Below are 19,588 nucleotides of genomic sequence, written 5' to 3' on the forward strand. Positions count from 1 at the left end.
CTTATAGAACTTCAGGAGCCAATGAAATGATTTTCATGAACTGTTCAGTACGAAGTTCACGAGTCACTGGTCCGAAGATACGAGTAGCAATCGGAGCTTTGTTGTTGTTCAAAATAACAGCTGCGTTATCGTCGAAACGAATCACTGAACCGTCTGGACGACGGATGCCGAATTTTGTACGAACAACTACAGCATTCATCACGTCACCTTTTTTAACACGTGCGCGTGGGATTGCTTCTTTTACAGTAACTTTAATAATGTCGCCAACTGAAGCATAACGACGGTGTGAACCACCAAGTACTTTAATACATTGTACGCGGCGTGCACCACTGTTGTCTGCTACGTCGAGCATACTTTCGGTTTGAATCATTGCCCTACTCCAAAACCGAGCATCACCGGTCACAATTTCGAAAGGCTCAAAGAGTACTCGAAATTGTCCGATGATGCAACAAGAACGTCTAATTACTCAGCAGCAGCTTCAACTACTTCCACTAAAGTCCAAGCTTTAGTTTTAGAAATTGGGCGGCTTTCTTTGATGGTTACCAAGTCGCCTAATTTAGCAACATTGTTCTCATCATGAGCGTGTAATTTAGTTGAACGGCGGATTGATTTGCCGTACAACGGGTGTTGAACGCGGCGTTCAATAAGCACAACAATAGACTTGTCCATTTTGTCGCTTACGACTTTGCCGGTTAACGTGCGGACTGTTTTTTCACTCATTGTCCGTTCCCCTGTTTTTCGGTAAGGAGTGTCTTGATACGAGCAATTGTCTTACGAGCAATTTGCACTTCATGCGATTTGCCTAGCTGACCAGTTGCTTTCGCCATACGAAGACGGAATTGGTTAAGCTGTTGCTCATCAAGCAAAGCTTTCAACTCTTCTACCGACTTTTCACGTAGATCTTTAGTTTTCATTACATCACCGTCCGAGTCACGATAGTGGTTTTAAACGGGAGTTTAGCAGCAGCTAAAGCAAAAGCTTCACGCGCTAACTCATCGCTAACACCTTCAATTTCGTACAGGATCTTACCTGGCTGGATCTGACAAACCCAGTATTCCACGCTACCTTTACCTTTACCCATACGAACTTCTAATGGTTTTTCGGTAATTGGTTTGTCTGGGAATACGCGGATGAAGATTTTACCACCACGTTTGATACGACGGCTAATGGTACGACGTGCAGCTTCAATCTGACGCGCAGTCATACGACCACGTTCAGTTGCTTTAATTGCAATCGAACCAAATGATACTGTACTACCACGATGCGCTAGACCAGTGTTACGGCCTTTGTGCACTTTACGGAATTTGGTACGTTTAGGTTGCAACATGGATTATTCTCCCTTGTCAGCAGCACGGTCACCGCGACGACCACGACGCTCTTGACCTTCACCACGACCACGACCGCGTTTAGCTGGACGCTCTTCAGCAGGAGCAGGGTTCATGACTTGTTTCATGCCACCTAAGATCTCGCCACGGAAAATCCAAACTTTAACACCGATCGTACCGTATGTTGTTTCTGCGCGCATAGTTGCATAGTCGATGTCAGCACGAAGCGTATGCAAAGGTACACGACCTTCACGATACCACTCAGTACGAGCGATCTCTGCACCACCTAAACGGCCAGAAACTTCAACTTTGATACCTTTAGCGCCAGCACGCATTGTGTTTTGAACCGCACGCTTCATAGCACGACGGAACATAACACGCTTTTCCAATTGAGAAGCAATTGCTTCAGCAACTAGACGTGCGTCCAAGTCAGGGCGATCAATTTCATTGATGCTAACTTGAGCCGGAACACCCATGATGTTGGTGAGTTCGCGCTGTAATTTCTCAATATCTTCGCCTTTTTTACCGATAACGATACCAGGACGAGCAGTGCTAATAGTTACTTTAGCAGCGCCTGTAGGACGTTCGATAAGAATATTGCTGATCATCGCGTTTTTAAGTTTTTTGATTAAAAACTCACGAACTTGAAGATCTTTAAGCAAGTATTCAGCGTATTGTTTCGGATTCGCATACCAGTTAGCGTTATGGCGTTTCACAACACCTAGGCGGATACCGATTGGATGAACCTTCTGACCCATATCAAACCCCTACCTTAACGGTGATGTGACAAGTACGCTTAGTAATACGATCTGCACGGCCTTTAGCACGTGGCATGATACGTTTAAGGCTCATGCCTTCATCAACGTAAATCGTAGTTACTTTAAGGTCATCAACATCTAAGCTGTTGTTGTGTTCAGCATTCGCGATTGCAGATTCAAGTGCTTTTTTAACGAGCACAGCTGCTTTCTTGTTGCTGAAGTTTAAAATGTCTATCGCACGTGCAACCGACTTACCACGGATCAAATCAGCAACTAAACGTGCTTTTTGTGCCGAGATAGCGGCACCGCGTAATTTAGCAGTTACTTCCATCATAGCACCTATTAACGTTTAGACTTCTTATCAACACCGTGACCACGATAGGTACGAGTTGGCGCGAATTCACCCAATTTATGACCAACCATGTGTTCAGTAACAATTACTGGAACGTGGTTACGGCCATTGTGAACAGAAATTGTTAAACCAACAAAGTCTGGAAGGATCATTGAACGACGTGACCAAGTTTTGATCGGCTTACGGTTGTTAGCAGCTACAGCAGCTTCAACCTTAGCGAACAAATGTGCGTCGACGAATGGACCTTTTTTTAATGAACGAGGCATTATTCAGATTCCCTTACTTGACGCGACGGTCGCGAATAATCATCTTAGTCGTACGCTTGTTGGTACGTGTCTTGTACCCTTTAGCTTTTTGACCCCATGGGCTTACAGGTTGAATACCTTTACTACGCCCTTCACCACCACCGTGCGGGTGATCTACTGGGTTCATCGCCATACCACGAACGGTAGGACGAATACCACGCCAGCGCGCAGCACCAGCTTTACCCAATGAACGAAGGTTGCTTTCTTGGTTAGAAACTTCACCAATTACAGCGCGACATTCAACATGGACTTTACGCATTTCACCAGAACGTAAACGAACGATAGCGTAAGAACCATCACGACCCAACAACTGAACTGAAGTACCAGCAGAACGTGCTAATTGAGCACCTTTACCGATTTTAAGTTCAAGGTTGTGAAGTGTAGAACCGATTGGCATGTTGCGAAGTGGCAAGCAGTTACCTGGACGAATTGGAGCATCGTTACCAGATTGAACTTTATCACCAGCACGTAAGCCTTTAGGTGCAATGATGTAACGACGTTCACCGTCAGCATATTTCAATAAAGCAATATGCGCTGTACGGTTAGGATCGTATTCGATGCGCTCTACAGTCGCTGGAATACCATCTTTGTTACGTTTAAAGTCAACAATACGGTAGTTTTGCTTATGACCACCACCCACGTGACGTGTAGTGATGTGACCATTGTTATTACGACCACCAGTACGTTTTTTAGCTTCTACCAACGGTGCATAAGGCGCGCCTTTGTGAAGGTGGTCATGAACCACTTTCTCTACAAAGCGACGTCCTGGAGACGTTGGCTTACATTTTTGAATTGGCATAATTCTCGTCCTTATTCCGCTGCGTTTTCAGCGGTATCGCCCAAGTCAGCCATTTCTACATCTTGGCCGGCTTTCAGGGTGACGTATGCTTTTTTCACATCAGAACGACGTCCTAATGTTTTACCAAAGCGTTTTGTTTTACCTTTAGTGATCGTTGTATTGATTTTTACAACTTCAACACCGAAGAGTTGCTCAACTGCTTTCTTGATTTCAAGTTTGTTTGCATTTAATGCAACTTTGAACACTTGAACACCAGCAGTATCACCTAAAACTTGTGCTTTTTCTGAGAATACTGGTCCTAATAGGACTTGATAGATACGTTCGTTGTTCATCCGAGTTCTACCTCAATTTTCTTAGCAGCAGCTACAGACATTACAACTTTATCGAATGCGATCAAGCTAACAGGATCAATAGCAGTAGCATCAACCACATCAACGTGTGGAAGGTTGCGAGCTGCGAGATACAAGTTCTCATCTACAGCATCTGTAATGATCAATGCGCGAGTTGCATTCAAGTCAGTAAGCTTTGCAAGCAATTCTTTAGTTTTTGGAGCTGCAACAGCAAACTCTTCAACTAATACAAGACGATCTTGGCGAACAAGTTCAGCTAAGATACATTGCATTGCACCGCGGTACATCTTACGGTTTACTTTTTGAGACCAATCTTGTGGACGAGCAGCAAAAGTTTTACCACCACCAACCCAGATCGGGCTACGAATAGAACCCGCACGAGCGCGACCAGTACCTTTTTGACGGAATGGCTTTTTACCACCGCCAGAAACATCTGCACGTGATTTGTGAGCACGAGTACCTTGACGACCACCAGCTAAGTAAGCTGTAACAACTTGGTGTACAAGAGCTTCGTTAAATTCACGTCCGAAAGCAACTTCAGACAATTCAACAGCAGAGCCGGAAACAGTTTTTAAATTCACAGTATTTCCCCTCAGGCCTTGATGGTAGGACGTACGATAACGTCACCGCCAGTTGAACCAGGAATAGCACCCTTAACAACTAAAACAGAACGTTCAGCGTCAATAGATACGATTTCAAGACCTTGAACTGTTACGCGTTCGTCACCTAAGTGACCAGCCATTTTCTTGCCTTTGAACACGCGACCAGGAGTCTGGTTTTGACCTGTAGAACCTAATACACGGTGAGATACAGAGTTACCATGAGTAGCATCTTGCGTACGGAAATTCCAACGCTTAACACCACCTTGGAAACCTTTACCTTTTGATTGACCAGTTACGTCAACAATTTGACCAACTGTGAACAAATCAACACCGATAGAAGCACCAACTTCACGGCCTTCAAGCTCAGCTTCAGTAACACGGAACTCTTTAACTAAACGACCAGCAGCAACACCCGCTTTCGCGAAGTGACCTTTCTGAGCGTTAGTTACGCGCGATTCGCGACGTTCACCAGTAGTTACTTGAATTGCTTGATAACCATCAGTTTCAAGTGTTTTGATTTGCGTAATGCGGTTTGGATCGACTTCGATAACTGTAACAGGTACAGATACACCAGCATCTGTAAAGACGCGAGTCATACCACATTTGCGACCGACTAAACCAATAGCCATGTGCATAAACCTCTAATAAAGCGGCCTAATTAACTTAAAAGTTAATCAACCGAAAGCCTTAACCCAAAGCGATCTGAACATCAACACCAGCAGCAAGATCTAACTTCATCAATGCATCAACAGTTTTATCTGTTGGTTGAACGATATCGATCAAACGTTTATAAGTGCGGATTTCGTACTGATCACGAGCGTCTTTGTTGACGTGTGGTGAAGTAAGAACGTTGAAGCGTTCGATGCGAGTAGGCATCGGAATTGGACCACACACTTGTGCGCCAGTACGCTTAGCGGTTTCTACGATCTCTTGAGCAGATTGATCAATCAGACGATGATCAAAAGACTTCAAACGGATACGAATTCTCTGGTTAGACATACCAGTAAACTCCAAGCCAAATATATAAAGAATCACCCATGACGCACCTCACCTTTTGGTAAGTGTCAAGGGCAGTGAAAATCACTATGGTCGTGATCGATGCCACGACTGTAATGCGTTAACTACTTTCTTCGTAGTAAACGCCCTCCTTTTGAGGGTCGCCCATTATAACGATTGTTTAAGTCTTATGCAATTCTTCTTTTCATTTTTTAAGCATTTTCTCAGCTCAGGCACTGACCACATAATCAATCGCCTGATTCAGCAAACGATTTCCCTGTTCAAATTTATTTTTCAAACTTTTTTTCAATTCAGCCATGGGTTGTACATAGGTGCCATTAAAAACTGCCAACTCCTCCTCCCCCTCGATCAACAGCGCCAAGGCATGAGGGGTCATTTCCGGATGAAACTGAAAACCCAGTACATTACGGCCAATTTGATACATCTGGTTTATGCACACCTTATTCTCGGCCAAACGTACAGCACCTTTAGGGATTTCAAAGGTTTCACTATGCCACTGCAATACATTCAATTGCTCCGGGATTTGAAAATAATCCTCTGGCACGTAAGCAGCTCGCCCGACATCCATCCAGCCCAGTTCCTGATGCGGGTTGCGACTCACCGCTGCACCCAAGGCATTAGCAATCAGCTGGCCACCCAGACACAAGCCAATCGCTGGTTTTCCAGCCGCCAGATAACGTCTTAGCCATCTTTTTTCTAATTTTAACCAGGGATAATTCGCCTCATCATTTACGCTCATGGTGCCGCCCATGATAATCAATAAATCAACCTCATCTACGCGTGGCAAAGCTTCCAGTTCCAAGGGCAAATCGACAGGTAAAGCAAAAAATTCGGTTGCGGTAATTTTTGCGTGATGTGCTTTTAAAAAGTCGTAGCAACTGCCAAAACCTTCGCCAGCGATGTGCTGAAAATAATGCACTCTTAAATGCGACTTCATGCGCGAAAACCTATTATCGTTAGAATGATGCTTAGTCTTAGCAAAAATAAAGCCAGTTTTTATTGATCACCCGAATCTGTACCGATTCTGTACAAAAGCAGCAAAGCACTAGCAGCTTTCATGATTTTCTCTAAACCTGAGATGCATTATATCGATTTGATTTTGCCCTATGACATCTCACAATAAAGCACAAACTGATCTCATCCATGCACCACGCCAAGCCCCTCAATACATAGAAACCATCCAGCCTCCCCTATTTCGTGCATCTACGATTATTTTTAAAAGCACAGCGCACCTTTTTGATCGCCACTGGACCGATGCCTATGACTATAGTTATGGTACACACGGCACCCCAACCACTTTTACCTTAGGCGACAATATCGCAAGAATAGAAGGCGGCAATTATTGCCTGCTTGCACCCAGCGGCTTATCTGCCATCAATCTGGTCAACAGCACATTTCTCAGCACAGGGGATGAGGTCTGGGTCGCCGACAATATCTATGGCCCCAATCTTGAACACTTGAATCATTTGCAAGACCGTTATGGCATTAGGGTTAAAATTTATAATCCGGTTGATGCCGCCAGCTTTCAACCGACTGAGAAAGCCAAACTGATCTGGCTGGAAGCGGCAGGCTCGGTCACGCTAGAGTTTCCCGATCTTAAAAATCTGGTCAAGAAAGCACAACAGGCCAATGTACTGACTGCATTAGACAACACCTGGGGTGCAGGACTGGCGTTTAATGCCTTCGATTTCTCTGATGAACATTTGGCGGTCGACATCACCGTGCATGCACTGACCAAATACCCAAGCGGCGGCGGCGATATTCTGATGGGTTCAGTGGTGACCCGTGATCAACAGTTACATCACAAGCTGTATCGCATGCATGCCATTCAAGGGATCTCTGTGTCAGGCGATGATACGGCCCAGATTCAACGTAGTCTGGCACACATGTCGCTTCGTTATGAACAGCAAGCACAAAGCGCCCGTGTGTTGCTGGAATGGCTCAAGCAACAGCCTCAATTTAGTCAGGTTTTACACCCGAGCTCACCAGATTCAGCAGGTCATTCGTTCTGGTCAGAAATCTGTACCACCGGCAAAAGCGCAGGTCTGGTCAGTGTCATTTTTAAAGCTAATTATGACTTGACGGCGGTTCGACAATTCTGTGATAACTTGAAATTGTTTAAACTTGGATTTAGCTGGGGTGGCCCAGTCAGCCTGGCCATGCTCTACGACTTAAAGCAGATGCGTTCGCTGGACAATACACATTTACAACAAGGTTTATTGGTGCGCTTCTGTATAGGACTAGAACATCCGGAAGATTTAATCCAAGATATTCAAAATGCATTAAAATAGCTCGATTGAGATCAAAAACAACAGGTGAAGAATGAGTACACCAATCGTTATTGCTAAAAAAACCACAGATACAACACAAGATATTGTTTTGCATTCTAAATTCGCCAACCGACATGGTTTGATTGCTGGTGCAACAGGCACAGGGAAAACCGTGACCCTCAAAGTACTGGCAGAAAGCTTTTCCCGACTGGGTGTACCGGTTTTCCTTGCCGATGCCAAAGGCGATGTTTCCAGCCTTGCCAAAGCTGGCGAGAGTAACCCTAAATTTGATGAACGACTGAAAACCTTACAACTTGAACCCATTCCATTTGCCGCTTCACCTGTGGTTTTCTGGGATTTATTTGCTCAGCAAGGCCACCCGATCCGCACCACCATTTCAGAAATCGGCCCCTTACTTCTAGCACAAATGCTCAATCTGAATGACACCCAGGAAGGTGTGCTTTCAGCCGTGTTTCGTGTTGCAGATGACCAAGGCCTGCTCCTGATTGATTTTAAAGACCTAAAAGCCATGCTGACCTATGTCAGTGAAAATGCAGCCGAACTAAAAGCTGAATATGGCAATCTCTCTCCTGCCAGCCTCGGTGCCATTCAACGCAATTTACTGGCCTTAGGCGATCAAGGTGGAGAACAGTTCTTTGGCGAACCTAGTCTGAATATTCTCGACTTCATTCAGACCGATACCAATGGTCATGGCTATATCAATATTTTAGCTGCCGACAAGCTAATGAACACGCCGAAGCTGTACGCAACTTTCTTACTATGGATGATGTCGGAACTGTTCGAACAACTACCAGAAGTCGGCGATATGGACAAACCCAAACTGGTATTCTTCTTTGATGAAGCTCACCTGCTCTTTGACAATGCCAGCCCAGCCTTGCAACAGAAGATTGAACAAGTGGTACGTCTGATCCGTTCTAAAGGGGTCGGGATTTACTTTATTACCCAGAACCCACTGGATCTACCGGAAAGCGTTTTAGGACAACTCGGCAATCGCGTACAACATGCCTTACGTGCGTTTACCCCTAAAGACCAGAAAGCTGTTAAAACTGCCGCGGACACCTTCCGCGCCAATCCAGAATTTAAAGTGGATCAAGCCATTACCGAGCTCGCGGTTGGCGAAGCATTAATTAGCTGTCTGGATGAACAAGGCACACCGCAAATCGTAGAGCGGGGCTGGGTCATGCCGCCCTACTCATCATTTACGCCGATCAGTCCCGAAGAACGTCAAGTGATCATTTCACAAAGCATCGTCGCGGGTGTTTACGATCAAGCGGTAGATCGGGATAGCGCCTATGAAATGTTGCAAAAGAAAGTATTGCAACAATCCCAGCAGAAAGAGGCTGACGATCTGGCAAAACAACAAAGTAAAGAACAGGAAGCGCTCGCCAAGCAACAAGCCAAAGAGCAAGAGCGTTTTGCCCGTGAACAGCAAAAAGCTGCTGAAAAAGCACAACGTGACCGTGAAAAACTGACACAGGATATCGTGGGAACATTTGCCAAAAGTGCCGCGCGTAGTCTAGGCGGTAGTACTGGACAGAAAATTGTGCGTGGTCTACTCGGTTCTCTTTTCGGCAAAAAATAAAGTGATACTGCTTTGAAAATTAAGGGATAATTTATTATCCCTTAATTTTTTTATGGCTTTTATTTAATTTAGCATTGCAAATCCATTCTTAAAGGTATATTTTAAATACATCTTATAAATGATAGCCAAGAGAGATCAACAATGACTCCGCAGCAAATTGACCTTGTAAAAGCCACTGTTCCCGTTCTCCGTGAAAACGGCGTAGCGCTGACTGGATACTTTTATAACCGCATGTTGGGTAATAACCCTGATTTAAAAGAAACCTTTAACATGGGACATCAACGTAGCGGTGCGCAAGCACAGGCGCTTGCGGGGGCAGTTTTAGCTTATGCAGAAAACATTGAAGATCCATCTGTACTTTTACCTGTGGTTGAACTGATTGCACATAAACATGTCAGCTTAAACATCCAGTCACCAGATTACGGCATCGTGGGTGAAAACCTGCTGCATTCGATTAGTGAAGTACTGAATATTTCCATGGAAGATCCGCTAATTGGTGCATGGGCTGCGGCTTATGGTCAACTGGCTGATTTATTTATCAGTACTGAAAAAGCAATTTATGAGCAGCATCAACAAACCAAAGGTAGCTGGTTGGGCTGGCGCAATTTCAAAATCGCCAAAAAAGTTATAGAAAGCGACGAAATCACCTCGTTCTACCTTGCACCTGTGGATGGGGGCGAATTACCCAAATATGAAGCAGGACAATACATTTCAGTTCGCGTATTTGTGCCTGAACTAAACTTAAGACAGCCGCGTCAGTACACCCTTTCAACCAGCCCACAAGCAGATTACCTGCGTATCTCGGTGAAACGTGAGGATGAAAAAGGCGAACTTGCTGGTGGTTGGGTCTCAAGCACCTTACATGGTTTAGCGGAAGGCTCAGAAATTGAAGTATCTGCACCTACAGGCAACTTCTATTTAATTGATAGCAATAAACGCAATGTCTTTATCAGTGGTGGTGTCGGTTTAACCCCAATGATTGCCATGCTGAATCAACTGGTGACTTTAGATATGCCACAACCGGTGAGCTTTATTCATGCCTGCCGCAGTAGTCAGGTGCATGCCATGAAGCAGCATATTCAGGAACTGAAAAGCAAATATCCACGCTTGAGTACATTCACTGCTTATGAGTTCCCGCATGAATCTGATGTGCTCGGTGCAGATTATGATGTCGCTGGTCGTCTGGATCTAAGTACGATGGATGCTGCGCTACTGCCAGTGAATGCCGATTACTATTTATGTGGGCCGATGCCATTTATGGCAGCGCAACATCAGGCGCTTGTAGCACGTGGTATTCCAGCTGAAAATATTCACAGCGAAGCCTTTGGTACTGGCGGTGTTAAGCTTAGCTAAGCTGTGGCGCGTTTTTGTATAAGGCTAGCCTGTGATAGACTAGCCTTTTCCATTTATTGCGGCAGATTGAGTCAAACCCCATGCAACTCAATAAGTTTACAGATTATGCACTCAGAATCCTGATGTATGTCGCTCGTCCGAGTGATGTACCCTATACGATTGCAGATATCGCGCAAGACTTGCATGTGTCGCAAAATCACCTGGTGAAGGTGGTTCACTTCATGGGCAAGCAGCAATGGATTGTCACCATTCGTGGCAAAGGGGGCGGTCTTCGCCTAAATCCGGAAGCCAAAAGCCTGAAACTAGGCGAGATTGTCCGCACCCTGCAAGGCAACCAGCAAATCGTAGAGTGCAATACCCCACCCTGCGTATTACGTTCCCATTGCGGCCTGAAGGGTATTTTAGATCAGGCACTAGAAAGCTTTTATCAAAGCCTGAATCAATATACGCTTGGTGAAGTGGTTCAGCACGGTATTGTTCCTTCTCCGATCCATTCAGAAATCAACTTTTTAGAGTTGTCACAGAAAGCCTAACCAGCGCTTCAACATCAAGATTCGCACGAAGCCGTTACATCCTTTATAATGGTCGTTGCTATTTCAATTCAAAAGTAAGCTTCTATGCGTCGCAGTGAAAAATCCAAAGACACCAAAGCCAGACTCGCTCCGAAACAAAAAATCAGTTATGAGAAAAAAGCTGACCCTGCATTGACTGAATACGCAGTACAGTCTCTGACTTGGTTACGCCAAGCTGAATTTTTGATGAGTGCGCCAAAACTGTCTTTATGCGTAGAAGATACAGGCTATGAAATTGCATTTGCTGGCCGTTCTAATGCCGGCAAGTCCAGTGCGATCAATACCTTAACCAACCAAAAGCAACTGGCGCGCGCATCTAAAAAACCTGGTCGTACTCAAATGATCAACTTTTTTAGTTTGGGTAATCCTGATCAACGTCTGGTCGATTTACCCGGTTATGGGTATGCAGCTGTTCCGGAAGCCATGAAAATCGTCTGGCAGAAAGAGCTGGAAAACTATCTGATCCATCGTAAGAGTTTGCAAGGTCTGGTGTTATTGATGGATATTCGTCATCCCTTACAACACTTTGACTTGATGATGCTGGAATGGGCGCATTCACGCCATTTATTCGTACATATCCTGCTGACCAAAGCCGACAAGCTGAACCGTGGCCCAGCCAATAAAGTGCTATTAGAAGTTAAACAGCAATTGAAAAAGATGAAACTTGATTTCTCGATCCAGTTGTTCTCATCCCTGAACCGGATCGGCCTAGAAGAACTGGCCAGTGTCATGGCGGGTCGTTTGAATTTCACCCTTGATCAACCTGCTGAATTTGACCTTGATCAGATTCCTGAAGCCTCGGAAACTGATGTAGAACAATAAAACATGCATTTTATGCAACTTGATGCATTAAATAATTTTTAATTGTCCCGTATTGCTAATCACAAACACTAGGCAGTTTTCATATACTGCTTAGTGTTGGTTCATTGCACTATCGATTAGGACTAAACAACAATGAAATTACTATCATTTGTGAAGAGCAAACTTGGTTCTTCGATTGACTATAAAATCCTTCCGCGCAAAGTCAAATTTGATTGGGAAAATACACCAGTGGACTGGATTCCAAACCAGCCATTTGCCAGCTATTTTATTAATGAAATTAACAATATCTTACCTGCGGGTGAGTTTTGGTTTTGCCGTTTATATAACAAAGTCCTGCCTGAAATTACCGATGAAAAACTAAAACAGGATGTGCAGGCATTTATTCGTCAAGAAGCCATGCATGCTGTGGCCCACACCTCTGCCAACAAGGAATATCTCAGCCAGCGCAATATCGATATTCAGCGTAATCTCGACATTATGGACTTCTTATTTACCAAAGCTTTGGCAGATAAACCTTTCGGCAAAGAAATCCCGAAAGCACTTGATCATCAATGGGATCTATTCCGTCTCGGAGTGATTGCCACCGTTGAGCATATGACTTGTGTACTCGGTAAATATGCGCTTTACAACAAACGCTGGGAAGAACTGGGCGCCGATCCTGAAATGCTTGACCTGATCAAATGGCATGGGTCGGAAGAAATTGAACACCGTACCGTTGCCTTTGATCTTTACCGTCATTTAGGTGGGGGCTATCTCGCACGTTACTACCTGAGTGTTGTAGTCATTGCGGGTGTCTTAGGACTCTGGGTTGACGGCGCAGCCCATATCATGAGCCAAGACCCACGTTTTGCTGATAAAAAACCGAGTGTGTTCAAGCCATGGATCTGGATTGAATGGTCCAAGATTGCCTTAAAAGATTCTAAAATCTTACCCGGCCCTGCATGGCTGGTGGCACAACAGCTTGACTACCTGATGCCGTGGTACGACCCAGTTAAGGAAGGCAATACTCAAGATGCCGTGAATTACTTAAACAATTCACCAGCCGCAAAACGCGCTTTACAACAAGCCGCTTAAAGCTTAAGACATAAAAAAAGCAGGAATAATCTCCTGCTTTTTTTATTCCAATACAGCTTAGCTTGCCTCAGCTTCTGCCTGTTTGGCATAGCGATCCACCACCACACTGATCATCATGTCACCTTGCACATTCACCACGGTGCGTACAGTATCAAGCACACGATCAATCGGTAATAAGATGGCAATCGCTTCCGCAGGTAAGCCTACCGATTGCAGCACCATAATCATGGTCACCATACCCGCACTTGGAATCCCCGGTGCACCCAATGATGCAATCATGGCGGTTAAACAAACAATAATTTGCTGAGTCAGACTGAGATCCAGACCCATTAAATTGGCAATAAATAAAGCCGCAGCAGCTTCATAGAGCGCCGTACCATCCATATTTAACTGCGTCCCAAGCGGGATGACAAAACCTGCCGTTTGTGGTCGGACCCCCAGGTTTTCTTGCGCACACTTCATGCTCAGAGGCATGGTGGCAGAACTGGAACTGGTGGCAAAGGCGGTGACCAAGGCAGTTCTCGCCCCTCTGAAAAAGGTGATCGGATTCATGCGCCCAAAAATCCACAGTAAGGCAGGTAATACCACCACACCGTGGAAAATGGTGGTTCCCGTCACCACCGCCGCAAACTCGACCAAACGGCTCAGTACCGACAGATCCTCGGTCGCAATCAACTTCGCCAAGAGTGCAAAAATACCAATTGGCGCCAGCTTCATTACCCAGCCGACCAGCATCATCATGATGTCAAAAAATTGCTGGCTGATGTTGCGGATCAAAGTAAAACGTTCCCCGCCCTTGACCAAAGCCACACCCAGAAACAGGGCAAACACCACCACGGCCAGCACATTGCCTTCACTAAAGGCCTTAAATGGATTAATTAAGGTATTTTGAATAAAGGTAGTAAAGAAACTGGAGGGTGTTAAGGTATCGGGAGTCTGATGATTATCCATGGCAGCCTGAAACAGCTGGATATCCACACCTTTACCGACATCGAATAAATGCGCACAACTAATTCCTAAAATCAAAGCTAAAGTCGTCGTGGTTAAACAGCTCAACGCGGTAATTTTCCAGACCCGACCGAATTGACCGCCTGCCTGCAAATTAGAAACACCCACCACAATCGAACTAAAGATCAGTGGAATCAGTAGCATTTTCAACAAGCCGATAAAAATGCTACTCAACACCCCCAGGCCATATAGACTGTAGTCAACAAATGCCGTTTGCGGATAAGCAATCAGCAGAAAACCAAAGGCTACACCGAGCACGGCGGCAATTAAAATTTGTGTATTTAGATTCATTGTGAATGGATAAAATCTTTTAACTTAGCCGTACTATGGCATGCTCATGTTGAAGAATCGAGCAATTTTTTGTCACATCTTTATGATAAAAAAAGCCATCAGAATGATGGCTTTAATGTGGATTTATTTTTTACTGGGTTTCGATTTCTCTGAGCCGAATCAAACCTTCCTGGACTGTACTACAGACCAGTTGACCATTTTGCCACATCCGTCCAAAGTTCAGACCACGTGAACTGGCACTCACGGTTGCTTCCATCTCATAGAGCATCCATTCGTCAGCCCGGAGCGGACGGTGGAAATAAATGGTGTGATCGATACTGGCACATTGCAGATTCGGTGAAATCCAAGATAAACCATGCGGACGCAATGCCGTGGTCATCAGGGTAAAGTCGGAATAGAACGCGACGATGGCCTGATGTAAGGAAATTTCATCCAGATCTTGCGGGATTGTGCCATGGGTCCGAATATAATGCGCATAAAACGGCGCCTCGGGCTGCGGCTGAAACGGATTGATCAACTGGGTTGGACGAATCTCGACATGGCGTTCACGCATAAAGCTGGCACGCACATTTTCAGGCACAAAATTAATCAGGCTTTCCTTCAGCTCATTTTCAGACTTTAAGCTCTCAGGCAACGGGTATTCTGGCTCTTTGTGCTGATAGTTTAGCCCCTCTTCGGGATTGGCAAAAGAGACCATCGCAGAAAAAATAATACGTCCATGCTGAATAGCCCGAACCTGCCGACTGGCAAAACTCTTGCCATCGCGAAGTGGATCAACTTCGTAGATAATCGGTGCATTCACATCGCCGCCGTACAGGAAATAGGCATGTAAAGAGTGTGCTGGACGATCTGTGGTATATGACGCTGCTCTCAAGGCTTGTCCAAGAACCTGTCCACCGAATACTCGTTTGCCAACCAGATTGCGGCTATTGCCTCGGAAAATATGCTCTTCCAGCTTTTCCAGAGTCAAAAGTTCAACCAGTTCTTGAGTTAACGCATTCATGTAATATTCTTCCAACATCAATGAGGAGAGATCAACCAATCCTTTCAGGGTTGATCATTGTGATTGTGCCACAAATTCAGATAACAATGGTCAGGATAAAATGATTCATCCGTCACGTTAATCGTATTTATAACTGCTAAAAATACGATTTTTAACGATAAAATCTACCAAATACGCTATATTTTGTCAGAAAATAACATACCGTTTTATGTCAGAATACCGCAGAATGTCGTGTTCATCATGAATCGATGCCAGGATTATGATTTAGGAGTTTGTAATGTCCAAGACTGGATTTGGTCAAATGTATCGCCAACTTTCGAGTAAGTTACTTGACCTGGTGGTCACCCCACATGTTCTTGGTGAAGTTCCTACAGAATCCACCACAACTGAGCAACAGACAACAGAATCAAATAAGCTAGTCTGCTATGTTTTACAGAATTATTCGCGTAGTAACGCCTTGGTGGTGGATGGAGAAACCCGTCGCCTCAATTTAAAACCCGCGCTGGATCCTTTGAGTTTTGGTGCTTATCAAGAAAAAAACTCCGTCCTGTTCTTACATCACAACGAAAATAATTTCTTTAACACCCAAACCTTTCCTCCTCGCCTATTACAACTGGTTGAAGCACTCGAACAGCACCCTGAAGTGGATATTCAACTGGTGCCTGTAACCGTACTTTGGGGACGTTCACCAGATAAAGAAGATTCCTGGTTCAAACTATTATTCTCTGATACCTGGGCCACTCCAGGTACCGTCAAGCAGTTGATGAATATTGGCTTGCATGGCCGCCAGTCTTATTTAGAGTTTCATGAGCCGCAATCGTTGCGTGAACTGGTCGACTATGCCAAGAGCAATCACCCGAATGTTTCACCCGCGACCTATATTGCCAGCTCATTAGATACTTATCTCGATCAACAACGTGAAGTGGTGCTCGGCCCGGATTTATCGGATCGTCGTAACGTCATGCAATCGGTGATCAAATCTCCTGAAGTACAAGATGCGATTCGTCGTGAAAGCATCCAGCATAAAATCAGCATGCTTGAGGCAGAACGTCGTGCCATCGGTTATGTCAATGAGATTGTTTCGGATTATTCTGCCTCGGCAGTCCGTTTTGCCGATATGGCCCTGACCCGTCTATGGACACAGCTCTATGACGGTGTTGAAGTACATAACTTCAGTACGGTCCGTGAACTGGCAAAAGATTATGAAATCGTTTACACCCCGTGTCACCGCAGCCATATCGATTATTTGTTATTGTCATACGTGATTTATAAACGTGGCTTGATGATTCCCTATATCGCAGCCGGTGATAACCTCAACTTACCATTTGTCGGTCAGTTATTACGTGGGGGCGGTGCCTTCTTTATTCGCCGTTCTTTCCGCGGCAACGCGCTTTATACTTCTGTATTTAAAGAGTATTTATACAGCATCTTGTCGCGTAACACACCAATCGAATACTTCATTGAAGGTGGCCGTTCACGTACAGGGCGTTTACTCCCGCCGAAAACCGGTATGCTGGCAATGACCATTCAAGGGCATTTACGCGGCCCAGCCAAACCGATCGTATTCGTACCGACCTATATCGGTTATGAACGCCTGATGGAAGGTTCAACCTATGTTGGTGAAATGCAAGGTAAACCGAAAGAAGCCGAATCCATTTTTGGTATCGTTAAAACCTTACGCAAAATTGAACGTATCTTCGGTAAGGTGCATGTGAATTTTGGCGAACCAGTGTTCCTGAATGATATCCTGAAACAGAATAATGTAGAGCAAAACCCGACTGATGTACCAAGCTCGACCGAGATTTCAACCGTGGTTGCAGACTCAGCACATCTGATTCTGGAAAATATCAACCGCGCTGTCGTGATTAATCCGGTTTCATTGCTCTCGTTAATTTTATTGGCGACACCGAAACACACTTTGGATGAAGAGATCTGTGCCAAACAACTCGACATCTATCGTGATCTGGCCACCCAGCAACCTTATGATGAACGCACTCAAGTAACTTCATTATCAGGTAAAGAAATCGTTGCCTATGGTCTCAAGCTGAAGCTGATCAAACGTGTACAACACGTGCTGGGCGATATTATTGCGATTGAAGATAATCAGGCCGTGTTGCTGACTTACTTCCGTAATAATATTTTGCATGCCTTTGTGTTACCGTCATTGGTCGCATCTCTGGTTGAGCACAACGGAAAAATTCACAAGAATGATTTAAGCAACGTGATTCGCACCTTATATCCATTCTTGAAAGCTGAACTGTTCATGAAGTGGCAAGCAAGCGACTTGCAGCAGCAGATTGATAGCTATATTGATGCTTTGGTGAAGATTGGCCTGATTTTCCAGGATCACGATGGTAACCTGTTTAGCCCAACACCAAACAGTGAAGAACATCAGAAACTGGTGACTTTGGCAATGCCGGTCAAACAGAGTCTTGAACGTTACTACATGACGCTAGCCCTAATCACCCAACGCGGTTCAGGCAATATCTCGACCAAGCAAGTTGAAGAGCTAAGCCATTTATTGGGTCAACGCCTCTCTGTACTTTATGAGTTCAACTCGCCAGAGTTCTTCGATAAAGCCCTTTTCCAGAGCTTTATTAAAGTGCTGACCCAGCAAAATTACATTCGTAACAATGAACAAGGCTTCATTGAATATGATGATAACTTCAGTGAAATGGCTGCAGGTGCGCAACTGGTGCTGGATGAAACCACCTTACAAATGCTACAGCACATCACGACCTTTAGCGATGAAGAGTTGGCTGAAGCATTGGAAGCAATGGCTTCACAACAAGCCAAACGTCGTTTAAAACGTAAGAAAGCATAAGCATAAAAAAAGGCAACTTCGGTTGCCTTTTCCTTACACTGTTAACGGCGGCATGCCAGATATTTAGGATCATCCTGACAGCGCAAGCGGTTAATCAGCTCGACAAAGTAGCCATCGTAATACTCAGCATCGACATAACGTTTACTGATTTTAGCCACTAACGCATCATACCCCTGCTTTTCATAGCCCGAGATATCTGCCCAGTAATAAGCGGGTAAATGGTTTTCCCACTGGATCGCCTGCGCGGCTAATACATTACTGTTATTCACAAACCAGTCGCGTATCTGATGGCCGAATCCAGCCGGATAAGCTTGTGGCCGGATGACCACATTCATTGCAAAATAAGCCACAGGAAAATTTACCACCTGCATCGTCTCACCAAATTCCTTTTTAAGATTATAAGGCAGTATTCCATACGCAGGCGCTGCCAGAATATCGATCTTTTTATGCTTGAATGAATCCACTGCATTGGAAAAATCGACATATACCGGTTTGGCGCCAACACTTTGCACCAGTGCCAGTTGCGGCGGATTATCTGCCAGGATTCCAATAGTTTTATTGCGTAATTGTGAAACCTTATTGATCTGTTGTGTGTTCATGATCATATAAACCGTTCCAATCGGAATCATGCCCAACACTTCATAATCCTTTGCCACCATACGCTTTTCGACATTGGAATGATTCAGCAGTTGCAGAAAAGCCCGGGCCACCCGATTATTCGGAATGAGTCCAATTCCCCCGGTGGTGCCCATAAAACGATTGTAGCGATAGGTATTGAAATTCGAAGCGACCAGACCAGAACATTGCTTTTGCTCAAATGAGCGTATTGCATCCTTTTCATTCTTAAAGATTTTCAGTTTTAATTGCACCTGATTTTTTAAGGCGTAGGCCCGCACATCTTGTAAACGGCGACTAATATCGCCTTGCGTGCTTAAAGGATCAAATACACACCAGCTTTGCTCTGCTGCCCAGCCCGTTGTCGTCATCAATCCAAGCAGGCTCATGCAGATTATTTTTTTCATGTTTCACCTTTTATGCCTTGCAGCAAACCCCGTGCTTAATTCAGGCAGTTCCTTTGCGGAATCTGTTGGTATTTTAAGTTCAAAATCCATACCAACTCTTTAAGCTTTCTTTAGGGTGTGTTGACACTTTTAGATTAAAAAATAGCGAAGTAGTAAAATTAAATCGCCAAACCCAATTCTACTATTCGCTATGCCTCGTACCATGTTAACAGATCAACACTGGCAAAAGTTGAAAGCT

General features: G+C 44.7%; 22 protein-coding genes and 1 pseudogene. 7 read left to right on the plus strand and 16 right to left on the minus strand.

Features of this window, described 5'->3' with window-relative positions:
• Window position 1: 1 nt before the first annotated feature.
• The 13 genes and pseudogenes from rplN to MSG93_RS17620 form a co-directional block, all read right to left on the minus strand.
• Window positions 2-370, minus strand: a complete 369-nt coding sequence (rplN, locus tag MSG93_RS17560) for a 50S ribosomal protein L14 (RefSeq protein WP_004657680.1) — start codon at window positions 368-370, stop codon at window positions 2-4.
• A 92-nt stretch (window positions 371-462) separates the two neighbouring features.
• Window positions 463-720 (minus strand): 30S ribosomal protein S17, encoded by a 258-nt coding sequence (gene rpsQ, locus MSG93_RS17565; protein WP_004657679.1) that lies wholly within the window; start codon window positions 718-720, stop codon window positions 463-465.
• Entirely contained in the window at window positions 717-914 is a 198-nt protein-coding gene (gene rpmC, locus MSG93_RS17570; RefSeq protein ID WP_000849927.1) for a 50S ribosomal protein L29, read from the minus strand. Before rpmC ends, rpsQ begins: the two co-directional genes overlap by 4 nt.
• Window positions 914-1,327 carry a 50S ribosomal protein L16 gene (gene rplP / locus MSG93_RS17575; protein WP_004657678.1) on the minus strand — a complete coding sequence of 138 codons (414 nt, stop codon included), beginning with the start codon at window positions 1,325-1,327 and terminating at the stop codon, window positions 914-916. Before rplP ends, rpmC begins: the two co-directional genes overlap by 1 nt.
• Window positions 1,267-2,083 (minus strand): annotated as a pseudogene (rpsC, locus tag MSG93_RS17580) (30S ribosomal protein S3). Before rpsC ends, rplP begins: the two are co-directional and overlap by 61 nt.
• A 1-nt stretch (window position 2,084) precedes the next feature.
• Entirely contained in the window at window positions 2,085-2,414 is a 330-nt protein-coding gene (gene rplV / locus MSG93_RS17585) for a 50S ribosomal protein L22 (RefSeq protein WP_004657676.1), read from the minus strand.
• A gap of 11 nt (window positions 2,415-2,425) precedes the next feature.
• The gene (gene rpsS, locus MSG93_RS17590) at window positions 2,426-2,701 is read right to left on the minus strand and encodes a 30S ribosomal protein S19 (RefSeq protein ID WP_004775885.1); all 276 of its coding nucleotides are present in this window, start codon (window positions 2,699-2,701) and stop codon (window positions 2,426-2,428) included.
• A gap of 13 nt (window positions 2,702-2,714) precedes the next feature.
• Window positions 2,715-3,539 carry a 50S ribosomal protein L2 gene (gene rplB / locus MSG93_RS17595; RefSeq protein ID WP_004660349.1) on the minus strand — a complete coding sequence of 275 codons (825 nt, stop codon included), beginning with the start codon at window positions 3,537-3,539 and terminating at the stop codon, window positions 2,715-2,717.
• Window positions 3,540-3,550: 11 nt separating this feature from the next.
• The gene (gene rplW, locus MSG93_RS17600) at window positions 3,551-3,871 is read right to left on the minus strand and encodes a 50S ribosomal protein L23 (RefSeq protein ID WP_004641070.1); all 321 of its coding nucleotides are present in this window, start codon (window positions 3,869-3,871) and stop codon (window positions 3,551-3,553) included.
• The gene (rplD, locus tag MSG93_RS17605; protein WP_004641072.1) at window positions 3,868-4,470 is read right to left on the minus strand and encodes a 50S ribosomal protein L4; all 603 of its coding nucleotides are present in this window, start codon (window positions 4,468-4,470) and stop codon (window positions 3,868-3,870) included. Before rplD ends, rplW begins: the two co-directional genes overlap by 4 nt.
• Window positions 4,471-4,481: 11 nt before the next feature.
• Window positions 4,482-5,120, minus strand: a complete 639-nt coding sequence (rplC, locus tag MSG93_RS17610) for a 50S ribosomal protein L3 (RefSeq protein WP_004657674.1) — start codon at window positions 5,118-5,120, stop codon at window positions 4,482-4,484.
• 58 nt (window positions 5,121-5,178) lie between these two features.
• Window positions 5,179-5,490, minus strand: coding sequence for a 30S ribosomal protein S10 (gene rpsJ, locus MSG93_RS17615; protein ID WP_000070912.1), 312 nt, complete (start codon window positions 5,488-5,490; stop codon window positions 5,179-5,181).
• Window positions 5,491-5,716: 226 nt separating this feature from the next.
• The gene (locus MSG93_RS17620) at window positions 5,717-6,445 is read right to left on the minus strand and encodes a type 1 glutamine amidotransferase (RefSeq protein WP_324622777.1); all 729 of its coding nucleotides are present in this window, start codon (window positions 6,443-6,445) and stop codon (window positions 5,717-5,719) included.
• 169 nt (window positions 6,446-6,614) lie between these two features.
• Here MSG93_RS17620 and MSG93_RS17625 point away from each other — a divergent pair, with 169 nt between their 5' ends.
• The 6 genes from MSG93_RS17625 to MSG93_RS17650 all read left to right on the plus strand — a co-directional run bounded on the left by MSG93_RS17625 (window position 6,615) and on the right by MSG93_RS17650 (window position 13,202).
• Window positions 6,615-7,799: a PLP-dependent transferase gene (locus MSG93_RS17625; protein ID WP_324622778.1), complete on the plus strand. Its 1,185-nt coding sequence runs from the start codon at window positions 6,615-6,617 to the stop codon at window positions 7,797-7,799.
• 31 nt (window positions 7,800-7,830) lie between these two features.
• Window positions 7,831-9,381, plus strand: a complete 1,551-nt coding sequence (locus MSG93_RS17630; protein ID WP_032868656.1) for a helicase HerA-like domain-containing protein — start codon at window positions 7,831-7,833, stop codon at window positions 9,379-9,381.
• Window positions 9,382-9,522: 141 nt separating this feature from the next.
• A complete protein-coding gene (gene hmpA, locus MSG93_RS17635) occupies window positions 9,523-10,734 on the plus strand; it encodes an NO-inducible flavohemoprotein (RefSeq protein ID WP_199973253.1) in 1,212 nt (403 codons plus the stop codon).
• 80 nt (window positions 10,735-10,814) lie between these two features.
• Window positions 10,815-11,267, plus strand: a complete 453-nt coding sequence (locus tag MSG93_RS17640; protein WP_005227427.1) for an RrF2 family transcriptional regulator — start codon at window positions 10,815-10,817, stop codon at window positions 11,265-11,267.
• An 84-nt stretch (window positions 11,268-11,351) separates the two neighbouring features.
• The gene (gene yihA / locus MSG93_RS17645; protein WP_324622779.1) at window positions 11,352-12,128 is read left to right on the plus strand and encodes a ribosome biogenesis GTP-binding protein YihA/YsxC; all 777 of its coding nucleotides are present in this window, start codon (window positions 11,352-11,354) and stop codon (window positions 12,126-12,128) included.
• A 132-nt stretch (window positions 12,129-12,260) separates the two neighbouring features.
• The gene (locus MSG93_RS17650) at window positions 12,261-13,202 is read left to right on the plus strand and encodes a metal-dependent hydrolase (RefSeq protein WP_324622780.1); all 942 of its coding nucleotides are present in this window, start codon (window positions 12,261-12,263) and stop codon (window positions 13,200-13,202) included.
• A gap of 57 nt (window positions 13,203-13,259) precedes the next feature.
• On the opposite strand, the gene MSG93_RS17655 is transcribed toward MSG93_RS17650, so the two are convergent.
• A complete protein-coding gene (locus MSG93_RS17655) occupies window positions 13,260-14,501 on the minus strand; it encodes a dicarboxylate/amino acid:cation symporter (RefSeq protein ID WP_199948971.1) in 1,242 nt (413 codons plus the stop codon).
• A gap of 130 nt (window positions 14,502-14,631) precedes the next feature.
• On the minus strand, window positions 14,632-15,504 hold the full coding sequence (locus MSG93_RS17660; RefSeq protein ID WP_005282967.1) for an acyl-CoA thioesterase: 873 nt from the start codon (window positions 15,502-15,504) through the stop codon (window positions 14,632-14,634).
• 277 nt (window positions 15,505-15,781) lie between these two features.
• Here MSG93_RS17660 and plsB point away from each other — a divergent pair, with 277 nt between their 5' ends.
• Window positions 15,782-18,328 (plus strand): glycerol-3-phosphate 1-O-acyltransferase PlsB, encoded by a 2,547-nt coding sequence (plsB, locus tag MSG93_RS17665; protein WP_324622781.1) that lies wholly within the window; start codon window positions 15,782-15,784, stop codon window positions 18,326-18,328.
• 41 nt (window positions 18,329-18,369) lie between these two features.
• Here the strand turns inward: plsB and MSG93_RS17670 are convergent, their stop codons facing one another.
• Window positions 18,370-19,350, minus strand: coding sequence for a putative solute-binding protein (locus MSG93_RS17670; protein ID WP_324622782.1), 981 nt, complete (start codon window positions 19,348-19,350; stop codon window positions 18,370-18,372).
• Window positions 19,351-19,588: the final 238 nt, after the last annotated feature.

Source organism: Acinetobacter sp. IK40 (genome assembly GCF_035615075.1).
Taxonomy (GTDB): Bacteria; Pseudomonadota; Gammaproteobacteria; order Pseudomonadales; family Moraxellaceae; genus Acinetobacter; species Acinetobacter courvalinii.

Bases quoted from the DNA above. Each gene is read 5' to 3' on its own strand.
- rplN (WP_004657680.1), bottom strand. From the start codon at position 370: ATGATTCAAACCGAAAGTATGCTCGACGTAGCAGACAACAGTGGTGCA.
- rpsQ (WP_004657679.1), bottom strand. From the start codon at position 720: ATGAGTGAAAAAACAGTCCGCACGTTAACCGGCAAAGTCGTAAGCGAC.
- rpmC (WP_000849927.1), bottom strand. From the start codon at position 914: ATGAAAACTAAAGATCTACGTGAAAAGTCGGTAGAAGAGTTGAAAGCT.
- rplP (WP_004657678.1), bottom strand. From the start codon at position 1,327: ATGTTGCAACCTAAACGTACCAAATTCCGTAAAGTGCACAAAGGCCGT.
- rplV (WP_004657676.1), bottom strand. From the start codon at position 2,414: ATGGAAGTAACTGCTAAATTACGCGGTGCCGCTATCTCGGCACAAAAA.
- rpsS (WP_004775885.1), bottom strand. From the start codon at position 2,701: ATGCCTCGTTCATTAAAAAAAGGTCCATTCGTCGACGCACATTTGTTC.
- rplB (WP_004660349.1), bottom strand. From the start codon at position 3,539: ATGCCAATTCAAAAATGTAAGCCAACGTCTCCAGGACGTCGCTTTGTA.
- rplW (WP_004641070.1), bottom strand. From the start codon at position 3,871: ATGAACAACGAACGTATCTATCAAGTCCTATTAGGACCAGTATTCTCA.
- rplC (WP_004657674.1), bottom strand. From the start codon at position 5,120: ATGGCTATTGGTTTAGTCGGTCGCAAATGTGGTATGACTCGCGTCTTT.
- rpsJ (WP_000070912.1), bottom strand. From the start codon at position 5,490: ATGTCTAACCAGAGAATTCGTATCCGTTTGAAGTCTTTTGATCATCGT.
- MSG93_RS17620 (WP_324622777.1), bottom strand. From the start codon at position 6,445: ATGAAGTCGCATTTAAGAGTGCATTATTTTCAGCACATCGCTGGCGAA.
- MSG93_RS17625 (WP_324622778.1), top strand. From the start codon at position 6,615: ATGACATCTCACAATAAAGCACAAACTGATCTCATCCATGCACCACGC.
- MSG93_RS17630 (WP_032868656.1), top strand. From the start codon at position 7,831: ATGAGTACACCAATCGTTATTGCTAAAAAAACCACAGATACAACACAA.
- hmpA (WP_199973253.1), top strand. From the start codon at position 9,523: ATGACTCCGCAGCAAATTGACCTTGTAAAAGCCACTGTTCCCGTTCTC.
- MSG93_RS17640 (WP_005227427.1), top strand. From the start codon at position 10,815: ATGCAACTCAATAAGTTTACAGATTATGCACTCAGAATCCTGATGTAT.
- yihA (WP_324622779.1), top strand. From the start codon at position 11,352: ATGCGTCGCAGTGAAAAATCCAAAGACACCAAAGCCAGACTCGCTCCG.
- MSG93_RS17650 (WP_324622780.1), top strand. From the start codon at position 12,261: ATGAAATTACTATCATTTGTGAAGAGCAAACTTGGTTCTTCGATTGAC.
- MSG93_RS17655 (WP_199948971.1), bottom strand. From the start codon at position 14,501: ATGAATCTAAATACACAAATTTTAATTGCCGCCGTGCTCGGTGTAGCC.
- MSG93_RS17660 (WP_005282967.1), bottom strand. From the start codon at position 15,504: ATGAATGCGTTAACTCAAGAACTGGTTGAACTTTTGACTCTGGAAAAG.
- plsB (WP_324622781.1), top strand. From the start codon at position 15,782: ATGTCCAAGACTGGATTTGGTCAAATGTATCGCCAACTTTCGAGTAAG.
- MSG93_RS17670 (WP_324622782.1), bottom strand. From the start codon at position 19,350: ATGAAAAAAATAATCTGCATGAGCCTGCTTGGATTGATGACGACAACG.